Annotated in this window: 15 protein-coding genes; 12 read left to right on the top strand and 3 right to left on the bottom strand. The window is 63.8% G+C overall.

Going from position 1 to position 15,384, the window contains the following annotated elements; genetic code table 11:
• Positions 1-21 precede the first annotated feature (21 nt).
• The 7 genes from dapB (at position 22) to ACS8Y6_RS09305 (ending at position 8,346) form a co-directional block, all read left to right on the top strand.
• Entirely contained in the window at positions 22-837 is an 816-nt protein-coding gene (dapB, locus tag ACS8Y6_RS09335) for a 4-hydroxy-tetrahydrodipicolinate reductase (protein ID WP_440850346.1), read from the top strand.
• Between the two features lie 268 nt (positions 838-1,105).
• The gene (gene carA / locus ACS8Y6_RS09330) at positions 1,106-2,242 is read left to right on the top strand and encodes a glutamine-hydrolyzing carbamoyl-phosphate synthase small subunit (RefSeq protein WP_440850345.1); all 1,137 of its coding nucleotides are present in this window, start codon (positions 1,106-1,108) and stop codon (positions 2,240-2,242) included.
• Positions 2,243-2,249: 7 nt separating this feature from the next.
• On the top strand, positions 2,250-2,621 hold the full coding sequence (locus tag ACS8Y6_RS09325) for a GxxExxY protein (protein WP_440855467.1): 372 nt from the start codon (positions 2,250-2,252) through the stop codon (positions 2,619-2,621).
• 50 nt (positions 2,622-2,671) lie between these two features.
• Entirely contained in the window at positions 2,672-5,899 is a 3,228-nt protein-coding gene (gene carB, locus ACS8Y6_RS09320; RefSeq protein WP_440855441.1) for a carbamoyl-phosphate synthase large subunit, read from the top strand.
• A 68-nt stretch (positions 5,900-5,967) separates the two neighbouring features.
• On the top strand, positions 5,968-6,552 hold the full coding sequence (gene ectA, locus ACS8Y6_RS09315) for a diaminobutyrate acetyltransferase (RefSeq protein WP_440850378.1): 585 nt from the start codon (positions 5,968-5,970) through the stop codon (positions 6,550-6,552).
• A 42-nt stretch (positions 6,553-6,594) separates the two neighbouring features.
• The gene (gene ectB / locus ACS8Y6_RS09310) at positions 6,595-7,872 is read left to right on the top strand and encodes a diaminobutyrate--2-oxoglutarate transaminase (RefSeq protein ID WP_440850342.1); all 1,278 of its coding nucleotides are present in this window, start codon (positions 6,595-6,597) and stop codon (positions 7,870-7,872) included.
• Positions 7,873-7,956: 84 nt separating this feature from the next.
• Positions 7,957-8,346 (top strand): ectoine synthase, encoded by a 390-nt coding sequence (locus ACS8Y6_RS09305; RefSeq protein ID WP_440850341.1) that lies wholly within the window; start codon positions 7,957-7,959, stop codon positions 8,344-8,346.
• 111 nt (positions 8,347-8,457) lie between these two features.
• Here the strand turns inward: ACS8Y6_RS09305 and ACS8Y6_RS09300 are convergent, their stop codons facing one another.
• Entirely contained in the window at positions 8,458-8,769 is a 312-nt protein-coding gene (locus tag ACS8Y6_RS09300; protein WP_440850340.1) for a hypothetical protein, read from the bottom strand.
• A 77-nt stretch (positions 8,770-8,846) separates the two neighbouring features.
• On the opposite strand from ACS8Y6_RS09300, the gene ACS8Y6_RS09295 reads away from it, so the two are divergent.
• Positions 8,847-9,590: an epoxyqueuosine reductase QueH gene (locus ACS8Y6_RS09295; RefSeq protein ID WP_440850339.1), complete on the top strand. Its 744-nt coding sequence runs from the start codon at positions 8,847-8,849 to the stop codon at positions 9,588-9,590.
• Between the two features lie 216 nt (positions 9,591-9,806).
• On the opposite strand, the gene ACS8Y6_RS09290 is transcribed toward ACS8Y6_RS09295, so the two are convergent.
• Positions 9,807-11,171 carry a glutamate--cysteine ligase gene (locus ACS8Y6_RS09290; RefSeq protein ID WP_440850338.1) on the bottom strand — a complete coding sequence of 455 codons (1,365 nt, stop codon included), beginning with the start codon at positions 11,169-11,171 and terminating at the stop codon, positions 9,807-9,809.
• A 159-nt stretch (positions 11,172-11,330) separates the two neighbouring features.
• On the opposite strand from ACS8Y6_RS09290, the gene ubiA reads away from it, so the two are divergent.
• From ubiA to greA, 3 genes are all read left to right on the top strand, one after another.
• On the top strand, positions 11,331-12,206 hold the full coding sequence (ubiA, locus tag ACS8Y6_RS09285) for a 4-hydroxybenzoate octaprenyltransferase (RefSeq protein WP_440850337.1): 876 nt from the start codon (positions 11,331-11,333) through the stop codon (positions 12,204-12,206).
• A 132-nt stretch (positions 12,207-12,338) separates the two neighbouring features.
• A complete protein-coding gene (locus ACS8Y6_RS09280) occupies positions 12,339-13,697 on the top strand; it encodes an adenosylmethionine--8-amino-7-oxononanoate transaminase (RefSeq protein WP_440850336.1) in 1,359 nt (452 codons plus the stop codon).
• 131 nt (positions 13,698-13,828) lie between these two features.
• A complete protein-coding gene (gene greA / locus ACS8Y6_RS09275) occupies positions 13,829-14,311 on the top strand; it encodes a transcription elongation factor GreA (protein ID WP_440850335.1) in 483 nt (160 codons plus the stop codon).
• Between the two features lie 21 nt (positions 14,312-14,332).
• Here the strand turns inward: greA and ACS8Y6_RS09270 are convergent, their stop codons facing one another.
• Positions 14,333-14,623 carry a YhbY family RNA-binding protein gene (locus ACS8Y6_RS09270; protein ID WP_440850334.1) on the bottom strand — a complete coding sequence of 97 codons (291 nt, stop codon included), beginning with the start codon at positions 14,621-14,623 and terminating at the stop codon, positions 14,333-14,335.
• A 39-nt stretch (positions 14,624-14,662) separates the two neighbouring features.
• Here ACS8Y6_RS09270 and ACS8Y6_RS09265 point away from each other — a divergent pair, with 39 nt between their 5' ends.
• A complete protein-coding gene (locus tag ACS8Y6_RS09265; RefSeq protein WP_440850333.1) occupies positions 14,663-15,283 on the top strand; it encodes an RlmE family RNA methyltransferase in 621 nt (206 codons plus the stop codon).
• The last annotated feature ends 101 nt before the right edge of the window (positions 15,284-15,384 follow it).

Genomic DNA, 15,384 nt, shown 5'->3' with positions numbered 1-15,384 from the left:
ATCCCGGGCAGAGGAGGGATTATGAGTACGCGTGTGGCGATCAACGGGGCCGCCGGCCGCATGGGGCGCGAACTGGTCGTGGCCTGTGGCCGGCGCGCCGATCTCGAGCTGGCGGCCACTTTCGGCGCCCCCGGTAGCGATACGCTCGGCGTGGACGCGGGCCGTCTGGCCGGGATCGCGGAGACCGGCGTGGTGCTGACCGATTCCGGCACCATCGCCGACGCGGATTTCGATGTCCTGGTCGATTTCTCTCTTCCCGAACCGTCGATCGAGGCGCTGGCTGTTTGCCGCCGGAAGGGCGCGGCGATGGTGATCGGCACCACCGGCTACTCGCGTGAGCAGCAGCGCGAGATCGATGAAGCCGCCGCTGACATCGCGATCGTCCAGGCGCCGAATTACAGCGCGGGCGTCAATCTGTCGCTGGATCTCGTGCGCCGTGCGGCCGCGGCGCTGGGCGACGATGTCGACATCGAAATCATCGAAGCGCATCACCGGCACAAGGTGGATGCGCCCTCGGGTACGGCGCTCAGGCTGGGTGAAGTCGCCGCCGAGGCCACGGGGCGCAATCTCGACGACTGCGCCGTTTATGCCCGCCACGGCCATACCGGCGCGCGTGATCGCCGGACCATCGGCTTTGCCACCGTGCGCGGCGGCGATATCGTCGGCGAGCACACCGTGATGTTCGCGGGCGAGGGCGAGCGCATCGAAATCACGCACAAGGCCAGTTCGCGCCAGACCTTCGCCGGCGGGGCCATGCGGGCCGCCGCCTGGGCGGCGCGGCAGGCGCCCGGCCACTACGGTATGAACGACGTGCTCGGCCTGACGCAGGACCGGTAACGCACGACCCCGTCATCGGTTGTGGGCGCGGTTCGTGCCTGGCCAGGCGCTGTTGCCCGTATCCGGAAACACGGCGCATCGCCGCAACGCGGCACGACGACGCGCAACGAGCGCGGTGTCCGCGGTGTCGCCCTGCTACCCGGGTGAACTGCAACGCAGCGTCGCATGCAACAGCACCAGGCCCGGTTCAGCGGCTGGAAGCGAAGCCGCTAAATCGCTATACTCTCGCCGCCTTGCGGCCTGTCTCATTCCAGTACTGGAGCCCCCATTGCCCCCGAAAGCCATACTTGCGCTCGAAGACGGAAGTATTTTTCGCGGTCGCGCCATCGGTGCGCGCGGTCGAACGGTCGGTGAGGTGGTGTTCAACACTGCCATGACGGGATATCAGGAAATCCTGACCGACCCCTCCTACCGGCAGCAGATGGTCACACTGACCTATCCGCATATTGGCAATACCGGGACCAATGGCCAGGACATCGAGTCGGCCGGCGTGCAGGCAGCCGGGTTGATCATCCGCGAAGTCCCACGCGCGCCGAGCAACTGGCGCAGCGACGACAGCCTGGTCGGTTACTTGGAAGCTAACGGGATCGTGGGCATCGGCGATGTCGACACACGGCGCCTGACGCGTCTGCTGCGCGAAAAGGGGGCCCAGAACGGCGCCATCGTCGCCGGTGACGATATCGATGAGGACGAGGCCATCGCCGCCGCGCGTGGTTTCCCGGGCCTCAAGGGCGCGGACCTGGCGGCTGCTGCCGGAACGCGCGAATCGTATGTCTGGACCGAGGGCAGCTGGGTCGGCCCCAACGACAGCCATGCGCCGGCCGAACCCCGGTTCGCGGTCGCGGTCTACGATTACGGTGTCAAGTACAACATCCTGCGCCGGCTGGTCGACTGCGGCGCTCGGGTGACGGTGGTGCCGCCCAAAACGGCGGTCCGGGATGTGATCGACCTCGGCGTGGACGGCGTTCTGTTGTCCAATGGCCCGGGCGACCCGGAGCCCTGCGATTACGCCATCGCGACCTGCCGCGAGCTGATCGAGCGCAAGCTGCCGACCTTCGGTATCTGTCTCGGCCACCAGATTCTCGGGCTCGCCGTCGGCGGTCGGAGCTTGAAGATGAAGTTCGGCCATCATGGCGCGAACCATCCGGTGCTGGACGTGGCCACGGGCGAGGTGATGATCACCAGCCAGAACCACGGCTTCGCCATCGACGAGGCCAGTCTGCCGGACAATGCCCGCGTAACCCATCGCTCTCTGTTCGATCATACGCTGCAGGGCATCGAGATCACGGACGCGCCGGTATTCTCATTCCAGGGACACCCGGAAGCCAGCCCCGGCCCGCATGACGTCGGACCGCTGTTCGAGCGTTTCATGAAACTCATGGAAGGCAAAACCGTCCGCAAATGAAGAAAAGATTTCAGAGCGTGTTATTGGTTGCGCGGCTGCGGTGTCGAACGGCTTGGGGGCCGGCTTTCTGGAAGTCGTCTATCACAATGCGCTCGCAATCGAATTAGGGCGCCAGGGTTTGACCTTCGAGTCTCAACAGCCGCTTACCGTGTGGTATCGAGGCTCTGTGGTGGGTGAGTATGTCGCGGATTTTGTCATCAACAACCAGTTGATCGTCGAGATCAAGGCGTTGACGGCACTTCATCGCCAGCATGAGGCGCAGTTGATGAACTATCTCGAAGCCAGCGGTATCAGCGCCGGTCTGCTTTTGAATTTCCGAACCGCGCGGCTCGGTATCAAGCGGATGGTCGCTGGTCATAACGACAGCGCACCCGTCTGATTGATCTATCTTACATTTGCGTTAATTCGCGTTAATTTGCGGACGTTTTCATGCCCAAACGCACAGACCTAAAAAGTATCCTCGTCATCGGCGCCGGCCCGATCGTGATCGGCCAGGCCTGTGAATTCGATTATTCCGGCATGCAGGCCTGCAAGGCGCTCGCCGCCGAGGGCTTTCGCGTCATTCTGGTGAATTCCAATCCGGCCACGATCATGACCGATCCGGAAACGGCGGACGCGGTCTATATCGAGCCGATCACCTGGCAGACGGTGGCCAAGGTGATCGCCAAGGAAAAGCCGGATGCGCTGCTGCCCACGATGGGCGGCCAGACCGCGCTCAATTGTGCGCTGGATCTGTTCTATAACGGCGTGCTCGAAGCGCACGGCGTCGAGATGATCGGCGCGTCGCGCGATGCCATCGACATGGCCGAGGATCGCAACGCCTTCCGCGAGGCGATGACCGAAATCGGTCTCAAGACGCCGGCGTCGAAGACGGTCCATACCATGGCCGAGGGCGAGCAGGTGCAGGCCGGCATTGGTTTCCCGATCATCATGCGGCCTTCGTTCACGCTGGGCGGTACCGGCGGCGGCATTGCCTACAACCGCGAGGAGTTCGAGGATCTGCTCTCGCGTGGTCTGGAGTTGTCGCCCACCAACGAGGTGCTGCTCGAACAGAGTGTGCTGGGCTGGAAGGAATACGAGATGGAAGTGGTCCGCGATCACGCGGACAACTGCATCATCATCTGTGCGATCGAGAACCTGGACGCCATGGGCGTGCATACCGGCGACTCGATCACGGTCGCGCCGGCCCAGACGCTGACCGATCGCGAATACCAGGTGATGCGCGATGCCTCGCTGGCCTGTCTGCGCAAGATCGGCGTCGACACCGGCGGGTCGAACGTCCAGTTCGCGATCGACCCGGCCACCGGCGACATGATCATCATCGAGATGAACCCGCGCGTGTCGCGTTCCTCGGCGCTGGCCTCCAAGGCCACCGGTTTCCCGATCGCCAAGGTCGCGGCCAAGCTGGCGGTCGGCTACACGCTCGATGAGCTGCAGAACGAAATCACGGGCGGCGCCACGCCGGCATCGTTCGAGCCGTCGATCGATTATGTCGTCACCAAGATGCCGCGCTTTACGTTCGAGAAATTCCCGACTGCGGACGACCGCCTGACCACGCAGATGAAGTCGGTCGGCGAAGCGATGGCGATCGGCCGCAATTTCCAGGAATCGCTGCAGAAGGCGATGCGCAGTCTCGAAATCGGCTCCGACGGTTTCGAGCCCAAACTGGCCGATGTCACGACTGAAGCGGCGCAGGACACGCTGCGCAGCGAACTGTCGACACCGCGCGCCGAGCGCCTGTGGTATGTGGCGGACGCCTTCCGCGCCGGCTTCTCGATCGACGAGGTGCATCGACTGACGCATATCGACGTCTGGTTCCTCGACCAGATCGCCGAACTCATCGAGATGGAAGGCGCGCTGGCCCACTCCACCATCGGCGATCTCGACGCCGATACGCTGCGTGCCTACAAGCGCAAGGGCTTTTCCGATCTGCGCCTGGCCACGCTGCTCGGCTGTGACGAATTCGCGGTGCGCCGGGCGCGGCTGACCCACGGCATCGTGCCGGTGTACAAGCGGGTCGATTCCTGCGCCGCGGAATTTCCCACCGCCACCGCCTACCAGTACTCCTCCTACGACGAGGAATGCGAGGCCAATCCCTCGAATCGCGACAAGATCATGGTACTGGGCGGCGGACCGAACCGGATCGGCCAGGGCATCGAGTTCGATTACTGCTGTGTGCATGCCGCGCTCGCCATGCGCGAGGATGGCTACGAGACCATCATGGTCAACTGCAATCCGGAGACGGTCTCGACCGACTACGACACCTCCGACCGCCTGTATTTCGAGCCGCTGACCTTCGAGGACGTCATGTCGATCATCGACGTGGAAAAACCGAAGGGCGTGATCGTGCAGTACGGCGGCCAGACGCCGCTCAAGCTCGCGCGGCGGCTGGAAGCGGCCGGTGCGCCGATCATCGGCACCACGCCGGACTCCATCGACCTGGCCGAGGACCGCGACCGCTTCCTCAACCTGGTCAACAAGCTGGGACTCAAACAGCCGGCCAACCGCAGCGCGCGTTCCGAGGCCGAGGCCATGCGCCTGGCCGAGGAAGTCGGCTTTCCGATGGTCGTGCGGCCGTCCTATGTCCTGGGTGGCCGGGCCATGGAGATCGTCTACGAGCCCGAGGATCTGCAGCAGTACATGTCGGCCGCGGTGAAGGTCTCGCCCGACTCTCCGGTGCTGCTCGATCGTTTCCTCGAGGATGCGATCGAGCTGGACGTGGATGCGATCTGCGATGGCAGCGAGGTCTTCATCGGCGGCATCATGGAACATATCGAGCAGGCTGGCGTGCACTCCGGCGACTCGGCCTGCAGCCTGCCGCCGTACAGCCTGGGCGACGATGTGCTCGACGAGGTCCGGCGTCAGACCGCGGCCCTGGCCAAGGGGTTGTCGGTCGTCGGACTGATGAACGTGCAGTTTGCGATCCGGGCGGGCGAGGTCTATCTGCTGGAGGTCAACCCGCGGGCGTCGCGGACCGTGCCGTTCGTATCCAAGGCCACCGGTATGCCGCTGGCCAAGATCGCAGCGCGTTGCATGGTCGGGCAGACATTGGCCGATCAGAATACGGGAGCCGAACGCAAGCTGCCGCACTTCGCGGTCAAGGAGGCGGTGTTCCCGTTCACCAAGTTCCCGACCGTCGACCCGCTGCTGGGCCCGGAGATGAAGTCGACGGGCGAGGTCATGGGCGTGGGCAAAACGTTCGGCGAAGCGTTCGCCAAGTCGCAGCTCGCCAGCGGCATCGGCCTGCCCGAAGCCCCGGGCGTCGCCCTGATCACGGTACGCGATGCCGACAAGCCGCTGGCGGTCGAGATGGCGCGCGAACTGGTCGCCGCCGGTTTCACGCTCATTGCGACCCGTGGTACGGCGTCGGCGCTGACCGCGGCCGGAATCGAGTGCACGGCGGTGAACAAGGTCAAGGAGGGCCGCCCGCATATCGTCGACATGATCAAGAACGGCGAGATCCAGCTGGTGGTCAACACCACCGAGGGCAAGCGGGCGATCGAGGAGTCGCGTTCGATTCGCATGACGTCGTTGCGTTACAAGGTCTCGTACTTCACGACCATCGCCGGTGGTCAGGCCAGTGCGACCGCGCTGTCCGACGAGCGGGCGCTGGATGTGTATGCGCTGCAGGAGATCCAGGCCCGGGTCACCGCATAGGCCGGGCCGGGAATCCGCCGGGGCTGGCCGCGCAATGGCCGCGGCCAGCAAAAAAACGAGCGGATGGTATAATCAAGGCAAATTCGAACCGAAAAGCAAGAGCCATTTCACAGACTGACTCTTCGACTTCCGATGAAGTCCATTTCCGGCCCCCGAGCAAGCAGGACGGTGCCGGCATTCTGCATCTGGTGCACGAACTCGGTGTGCTGGATGTGAACTCGGCCTATGCCTACATGCTCATTGGCGAGCATCACGCCAGCACGAGCGTCGTTGCCGAAATCGACGGCGAGCTGGCGGGTTTCATCACGGCCTATATCCTCCCCGAAAAACCGGACACCGTGTTCGTCTGGCAGGTCGGCGTTGCCGAAGCCGGCCGCGGCAAGGGGCTGGCAACGCGCATGCTGTTCCAGATCCTCAAGCGCGACGCCTGCGCCGATGTGCACTATCTGGATACCACCATCGGCCCCAGCAACGAGCCGTCGCAGGCCCTGTTTCGCGGGCTGGCGCGCCGTCTGGATACCGAAGTCGCCGAAAGCGAACTGTTCTCGAGCGAGATGTTCGGCGATTTCGAGGCCGACGAGCCCCACGAGCCCGAAATTCTGTTTCGTATCGGCCCATTCGACCGCGACAGCGTCGAACGCGCGTCACACTAGACAAGACCCAGACCCAACGCCCGCATGGGCCAGGAGTTCTCAATGGAAATCATCAACCGTCTCGAATCGGAAGTGCGCGGTTACGTCCGCTCGTTCCCGAAAGTGTTTACCCACGCCAAAGCCAACAGGATGACCACCGAGGATGGCGCCGAGTACCTCGACTTCTTCTCCGGCGCCGGCGCGCTCAACTACGGCCACAACGATGAGGTCATGAAGAAGGCGCTGCTCGACTACATCGCATCCGACGGCGTGACCCACGGCCTGGACATGGCCACGGACGCCAAGCAGAAGTTCCTCGCGACGTTCGAGGACGTGATCATGAAACCGCGGGGCATGGACTACAAGATCCAGTTCCCGGGACCGACCGGCACCAACGCGGTCGAGGCCGCCCTCAAGATTGCGCGCAAGGTGAAAGGGCGCGATCGCGTGCTGTTCTTCACCAACGCCTACCACGGCATGACGCTCGGCGCACTGGCGGTCACCGGCAATGCGGCCAAGCGCGGCGGTGCCGGCGTGGACATGCCGGGCGCGATTCCGCAGCCCTACAGCGGCTATTTCGGCCAGGGCCGCGACACGGCCGAAGACCTCGAGATGTTGCTCACGAACAGCTCCTCGGGGCTGGAGAAGCCGGCGGCCATCATCCTGGAAACGGTCCAGGGCGAAGGCGGCATCAACGTGGCCGACTTCGACTGGCTGAAGAAGATCGAGCGTTTGTGCCGCGAGCACGACATGCTGCTGATCGTCGACGATATCCAGGCGGGCGTGGGGCGCACCGGGCCGTTCTTCTCGTTCGAGCCGGCGGGCATCAGCCCGGACATCATCACGGTGTCGAAGTCGTTGTCGGGTTACGGCCTGCCGCTGGCGATCACCATGATCAAGCCCGAGTACGACATCTGGGCGCCGGGCGAGCACAATGGCACCTTCCGCGGTAACAATCATGCATTCGTCACCGCATCGGCAGCGCTGGAGCACTATTGGCGCGACGACAAGCTGGAAAAATCCGTGCTGCGCATGAGCGATCGCATCAAGGAACGCCTCAATGGCATCCTGGGTGCCAACCCGGCGTTCAAGGCCGAGGTCCGCGGGCGCGGGTTCTTCATCGGCATCGATTGCGCGCAGGCCGAGTTGGCCGACGAGATCGCGGCCGAGTGCTTCAAGAACCACCTTATCTGCGAAACCGCCGGGCCGGACGATAACGTGATCAAGGTCATGCCGCCGCTGATCACCCCGGACGCCGATATCGAGGCCGGTCTGGATATTCTCGAAACCGCGATCAAGACCGTTCTCGACAAGCATGGCCTGTTGCACAGCGCGGCCTGAACCCGGGCGTTCGAATTCGTGCTATCGGCGAGGGCACTTTGCTGTAGCATGAAAGCGTTGCTGTAAACCAACAAAGGAGTCGATATGAAGATCGTCCGCACCGAGGATCTGCGTGGCACCGATCGTGAAGTGGTCAGCCCGGGTGGCTGGACCAGCGTCCGCTGGCTTCTTGCCAGCGACGGCATGGGTTTTTCGTTCCACGAAACCACCTTTCCGCCGGGCCTCGAATTCGACATGTGGTACAAGCACCACTTCGAAGCGGTGTTCTGCTACCAGGGCGAAGGCAGCATCGTGAATCGCGACACCGGCGAAGAGTTCGAGATCAAGCCGGGCACGGTCTACGCGCTTGACAATCACGACCGGCATACGCTCAAGGCCAAGACCGAGATGAAGCTCGTCTGTGCCTTCAACCCGCCGGTCACCGGGCGTGAGATTCACGACGAAGACGGCGCCTACGTGCCGCCGGACGACTGATCCGGTGCGTTCGGCGCTGCATGCGTGACAAAACCCCGGCGGCTTCCGCCGGGGTTTTTTTGGGTTCATCGCGCATTGGCGTGCGTGTTGCCGCCAAGTCGCGCCGCGGGATCAGGCCGTCAATCCACCGATCAGGGCGCCCACGAGAAGCGGAAAACCCTGGATGACGATGACCAGGAACAGGCTGATCGAGGCGAGGGCGCCGATCACCGGCAAGCCGGTCAATGCGGTGCCGGTGGCCATCAGCATCAGGCACAGGACCAGCGCCGGCAGAATCGCCGCCAACAGGCCGCGCCCGGCGTTGCCGGCAGTGCGCCCGCCGACGAATCCGGCGAGCAGTGGACCGGCCAGTGGCAGCCAGAACAACAACAGAGAAATGACCGCCATCCAGATGATGGCCATGACCAGACTGCCTTTCTGCATGCGGCTCCCTCGTGGACGCAGCGTCCGTGAATACGGACAATGGGGATAAGTATGACATCGCAAGACCGGCGCGCGACATGAACTCCTACAGCCTCGACAACTACGAACGCCCGACACTCGTGCCGCCCGAGCCCGGCACCCGGCTGCTCATGCATTCCTGCTGCGCGCCCTGTGCCGGCGAGGTGCTGGCGGCGGTCAAGGCATCGGGCATCGATGTCACGGTGTATTTCTACAATCCGAACATCCATCCCCAGGCCGAGTACGAAATGCGCAAGGCCGAGGACGCGCGCTACTGCGACGAGCTCGGCATTCCGCATATCGACGGCGACTACGATACCGACAACTGGTTCGACCGAATTCGCGGGCTCGAGGACGAGCCGGAGCGCGGGCGTCGCTGCACCGTCTGCTTCGACATGCGTTTCGAGCGCACCGCGCTGTTCGCGGCGGAGAACGGTTATCACATGATTTCGTCGACGCTGGGGATCTCGCGCTGGAAGAACATGGCGCAGATCAACGAAGCCGGCGTACGTGCGACCGCGCGCTATCCGGAGATCCGCTACTGGACGCTCAACTGGCGCAAGAAAGGCGGTGCGGCGCGCATGATCGAGATCGCCAAGCGCGAGGCGTTCTATCAGCAGGAATATTGCGGCTGCGTGTACAGCCTGCGCGATACCAACAAGCACCGGCGTGAAATGGGCCGCGAGCGGATCCAGAAGGGCGTCAAGTTCTACGGGCGCGAGGCGGTCAAGAGTCCGCTGCCGGCCGACAACGGGCGCGGCGAATATCCCTGGCTGCAATCGAAGGTGGCCTCGGACAATTAAGGCGCGGCGCGCTGTACCGCGCCAGCGGAAATTGAACCCGGCGCCGGTCATGGCCGCGGCGCGGCGGCATGGGTCGGCGGCGGTTTCGGCTTCACCGTGCCGCGAACATGCGCGGCCGATTGGGCGCGCAGCGCCCACGGAATGCGGCAACGCGACAGCGGTGTTGTTGTCACCGCCCGATGGCAGGTCGCGATCGGGCTTTCGAGCCCACCGGGCTCAGTAGGCGAATTCCTCGAATACCGGATCGACCGAGTGATTCCAGCGGCCGTTGTACAGCGCCAACAGGTGCTCGGCCGGCGTGACGCCGGTCTCGGCGATCTCCGCCAACTGTTCCAGAAACATCGATTCGTCGCGATCCAGGCTATCCAGTTGCGCGCGCCGGCGCAGGCCGTTTTGCGCGATCTTTATGGTTTCGCGTGCAATGTCGCCCAGCGTGCCGCCCCGAAACGGGGTTTTCAGGCCGTGCGTCGGCGCCTGGTCGCGCAGGTGGTTGCGTTCTTCGCGCGTGAAGTCGGCCACCAGGTTCCAGGCTTCGTCCAGCGCCACACTGTCGTAGCAAAGCCCCGCCCAGAGCGCCGGCAGGGCACACAGGCGACGCCAGGGGCCGCCATCGGCGCCGCGCATTTCCATGAAGCGTTTCAGGCGCACCTCGGGGAAGATGGTGGTCAGGTGATCGTCCCAATCGCCCATGGTCGGGCGCTCGCCCGGCAATGCCGGCAGTTTGCCGGCCAGGAAATCGCGGAACGACTGGCCGGAGGCATCGATGTAGCGCCCGTCGCGATAGACGAAATACATCGGCACGTCGAGCGCGAATTCCTTGTAGCGTTCAAAGCCCATCGCCTCGTCGAACACCCAGTCGAGCATGCCGCAGCGATCCGGATCGGTATCGGTCCAGATATGGCTGCGGTAGGAGACAAAGCCGTTGGGCCGGCCTTCCTTGAACGGGGAATTGGCGAACAGTGCGGTGGCGATGGGCTGCAGCGCGAGCCCGACGCGGAACTTCTTGATCATATCGGCTTCGGAGCCGTAGTCGATGTTCACCTGCACGGTGGCGGTGCGCAGCATCATGTCGATGCCGAGATCGCCTTTCTTGGGCATGTAAGACTTCATGATCTCGTAGCGCGCCTTGGGCATCCACGGGCAATCCGCGCGCGGCCACTTGGGCTGAAAGCCGAGCCCGATCAGGCCGACATTCATTTCCGCGGCGACTTCCTTGACCTGGCGCAGATGGATATGGATTTCGTCGCAGGTCTCGTGGATGGTATACAGCGGCGCACCCGCGAGTTCGAGCTGGCCGCCGGGTTCGAGCGTGATGTGGCACTGGTCGAGCTCGAGCGCGACAATGCGACCGTCCTCGACCATCGGCTGCCAGCCGAAACGCTGGAGTTTGTCCAGGAAAGTCGAGATGCTCTGCTCGCCGTCGAACGGCAGCGGGCGCAGCGTGTCACGATCGAATACGAACTTTTCGTGCTCGGTGCCCAGGCGCCAGCGGCTCGGCGGCTTGCAGGCATCTTCGAAATAGGCGACCAGCTGGCGCTCGTCGGTGATCGGCGCACCGCCGGACTGAGAAGGAGCGGACATGGGTTCTCCCGAGGGCGAGCGCCGCACCCTGGGGAGCGAAGCCGCCGGAATTTTGCGACATGGTAACGTTTCGGGGTTGCGCGAGGGTAGCTGCACCGCGCACGCGCCCCGATAACCGTTTTCATCGACCGGCCCGCGACGGCCGCAAAGGATTTCGTGATGGCCACGACACCCCCGCTCGCCGGCAAGCCCGAGTGCTATCTGCGACTCACGCGCCTGAACAAGCCGATCGGGATTTTCCTGGTGGTGTGGCCGATGCTCTGGGCGTTATGGCTCGCCGCGCGCGGTATGCCGAACCTCTGGGTGTTGTTCGTTTTCGTCTTCGGTGCCGTGCTCATGCGCTCGGCCGGCTGCGTGATGAACGACTATGCCGATCGCCATATTGATGGCCACGTCAAGCGCACCAAGGCGCGTCCGCTCGCCACCGGTGAAGTCGGCGAGAAGGAAGCATTGGTTCTGTTCGCGCTGCTTTGTCTGGCCGCGTTTGCGCTGGTGCTTACGTTGAACGGGCTGACCATCGCCATGGCTTTTGTCGGTTTGGCCCTGGCGGCGTTGTATCCGTTCACCAAGCGTGTCACCCACTGGCCGCAGATGTTTCTGGGCGCGGCGTTCGGCTGGGCGGTACCGATGGCATTCGCGGCCCAGAGCGGGCACGTGCCGGCCGGCGGCTGGGTTCTGTTCATCGCGACGCTCATCTGGGCGCTCATCTACGATACCTATTACGCCATGGTCGACCGGGACGACGATCTCCGGATCGGCGTGAAATCCACGGCTGTCCTCTGGGGCGAGCGCGACCGCGCCATCATCGGCGCGTTTCAGTGTCTGTTCTATGCCCTGCTGGTGGTGGTGGGCCTGATGTTCGCGCTGGGTTTTTTCTACTATCTTGGGCTGGCCGGGGCGGCGACCATGTCGGTGTACCACCAATGGATCACGCGCGCGAGGGATCGGGAATCCTGTTTCAAGGTATTCATGCAGCATAATTTTCTGGGCGGCGTGATCTTCGTCGGCCTGGTTCTGGACCTCGCGCTGTTGTAGAACAGGCCGGGGCTCCGGGTCGATAGCCGCTGCCCGGGATCGGCGATGGCCGGTCACGTCGAACGCCGGGGCACGGGTCGTCAGGTCGGCGACCCCGGCCCGGCGCCGTTCATTCAGTAAAAAGCTTGACTCATGACCAATCAGGAACTGATCGCCCGCGATCTCAACGTACTGTGGCATCCCTGCACACAGATGAAGGACACGCAAAAACTGCCGCCGATTCCGATGCGGCGCGGCGAGGGCGTGTGGCTGGAGGATTTCGACGGCAATCGCTATATCGATGCGGTCAGTTCCTGGTGGGTGAACATATTCGGTCACGCCAATCCGGCGATCAACGACCGGATCAAGACCCAGCTGGATACCCTCGAGCACGTCATGCTGGCCGGGTTCACCCACGAGCCGGCGGTCGAACTCGCCGAGCGCCTGGTGGACATCTCGCCGGAGGGATTGAACAAGGTGTTCTATGCCGACAATGGCTCGGCGGCAGTGGAAGTCGCGCTCAAGATGAGCTTTCACTACTGGCTCAATACCGGCCACGGCGAAAAGACGCGCTTCATCAATCTCGGCAACAGCTACCACGGCGAAACGCTGGGCGCGCTGGCGGTCGGCGATGTCGCTTTGTACAAGAAGACCTACGAGCCGCTGTTGCTCAAGCCGCTGACCGCGCCGTCGCCGGATTGTTTCCATCGTGAGGCGGGCGTGTCCTGGGAAGAGCACAGCCGGCAGATGTTCGTCCACATGGAGGCCTTGCTCGCCAAGCACGCGCACGAGACCTGTGCCGTGATCGTCGAGCCGCTGCTGCAATGTGCCGGGCACATGCGGATGTATCATCCGGTCTATCTGGAGCTGCTGCGCGAGGCCTGCGACCGCTACAACGTGCATCTGATCGCCGACGAGATCGCCACCGGTTTCGGTCGCACCGGCACGCTGTTCGCCTGCGAACAGGCGGGGGCGCACGGCATCACGCCCGATTTCATGTGTCTGTCCAAGGGGATCACGGCGGGCTACCTGCCGATGTCCGTGGCATTGACCACCGATGACGTCTACGCCGCGTTCTACGACGAATACGAAAACCTCACCGCCTTCCTGCATTCGCATTCCTACACCGGCAATCCGCTGGCCTGTGCCGCGGCGCTCGCCACGCTCGACGAATTTGCGGCGCGGGACCAGATCAACGCCAATCGTGTGCTCGCCGAGCGCATGGCCCGTGCGACTGCGCCGCTGGCCGATCATCCGCATGTGGCCGAAGTGCGCCAGACCGGCATGGTGCTGGCCATCGAGATGGTCAAGGACAAGGCCAGTCGCACGCCGTTCGACTGGCGCGAACGACGCGGCCTGTCGGTCTACCGGCACGGACTGACCCGTCAGTCGTTGCTGCGGCCGCTGGGTGACACGATCTATTTCATGCCGCCTTACGTCATCACGCCGGAGCAGATCGATCACCTGGCGGAAGTGGCCGCCGAGGGTATCGATCAAGCTGTCTCGACTTGAATCACGCACGCTGCTAGCCTGTGCGATTGGCGTAATGGCACAGCCTTACGTCCCCAGTTGAGTCGCGAAGCGGTCGCCGTCTCGGGCGACCGTTTTGTTTTCCATGCTATGAATCATGCCGAGGTGGTTTCATGGACCGTACGCCACTGACCGAAAGCGGCGCGCAGGCGCTGCGCCAGGAACTTGAACGCCTGAAGAAGAAAGAGCGTCCGCGCATCGTCGCCGCGATCGAGGAAGCGCGCGCGCACGGCGATCTCAAGGAGAACGCGGAATACCACGCCGCGAAGGAAGAGCAGAGCTTCAACGAGGGCCGGATCGCCGAGGTCGAGGCCAAGCTGGCCTCGGCCCAGATCGTCGACGTGGCCAAGGCCGGCGCCCAGGCCAACGGGCGCATCATCTTCGGCGCCACCGTGGATCTGGCGGATGAGGATTCCGGCGACGAGTTGACGTACCAGATCGTGGGCGAGGACGAGGCCGATATCAAGAAGGGCCTGCTGTCGTTTGCGTCGCCGATCGCACGCGCGCTGATCGGCAAGAGCGAGGGCGACGTCGTGGATGTCGACGTGCCCGGTGGCAAGCGAACGCTCGAGGTGGTCGAGGTGCGCTATCGCTGAGTAAGCCCGAGTGCGGCGGCCTCAGCCGTCGCTTTTTTCCGGATTGGGCCGATACAGCGTCGCGGTCCGGCCGATCTGCTGCACGCAGGCGGCATCGAGTGCGGCGCAGGCTTGTTCGACTTCGGTGTTGAACGAGGCCTTGTCGTCGGCCACGAGCTTGACCTTGACCAGCTCGTGATCGGTCAGGGCCCGATCCATTTCCGCAAGCACGCCCTCGCTCAGGCCGGCTGCCCCCGATTGCACGATCGGTTTGAGGTGGTGGGCCTGTTTCTTCAGCGCCAGGCGGGTCGATTTATCCAGGGCGACGGGCATGGTGTCCAGTGTTCATCAGCAAACCAATAGTATACGGCCATGAGCAAGCGGAGTGACACCAAGCGCTGGTTGGCGGCGCATCGCGCCGACCCCTACGTCAAGGCCGCGCAGTCCGACCATTACCGGTCGCGGGCGGCCTACAAGCTGGCCGAGATCGACGACAAGGACCGATTGCTCGTGCGCGCGCGTTGCGTGGTCGATCTTGGCGCCGCACCGGGCGGTTGGAGTCAGTACGTGCGCCGCCGGAAACCGGAGGCCCGGGTCATCGCGCTCGATCGCCTGCCCATGGACGGCATCGACGGGGTGCGTTTCCTGCAGGTGGATTTCGCCGAGCAGGCGGGGCTCGATGCGCTCATGGCCGAGCTCGATGGCGCGGGCGTGGATCTTGTACTTTCCGATATGGCCCCCAATCTGACAGGTGTGAAGGCAGCAGATCAGGCCGGCGTGATGCAGCTGGCCGAGTTGTCCCTGGCGCTGTGCGACGACGTGCTGCGGCCTGGCGGGGCACTGCTGATCAAGGTTTTTCAGGGCGAGGGCTTCGATGAGCTTCTGGCCGACACGCGAAAGCGCTTTGCCCGGGTCATGACGCGCAAGCCCAAGGCCTCGCGCGATGCGAGCCGCGAAATGTACCTGCTGGGCACCGGCTGGCGAGACGGCTGACGCCGCTTTTCGCTTGCATCGCCTGGTGGGTGGTTTGAGTACATGATGGTTTACACTGTCGGCAGATAGCCGACCGAATAACCAAATACGATCGCCGGCGT

The organism is Salinisphaera sp. RV14, assembly GCF_052044135.1.
Classification (GTDB): Bacteria; Pseudomonadota; Gammaproteobacteria; order Nevskiales; family Salinisphaeraceae; genus Salinisphaera.
The sequence above is the reverse complement of the archived record's forward strand: the minus strand, read 5'-3'. Positions and strand labels throughout refer to the sequence as shown.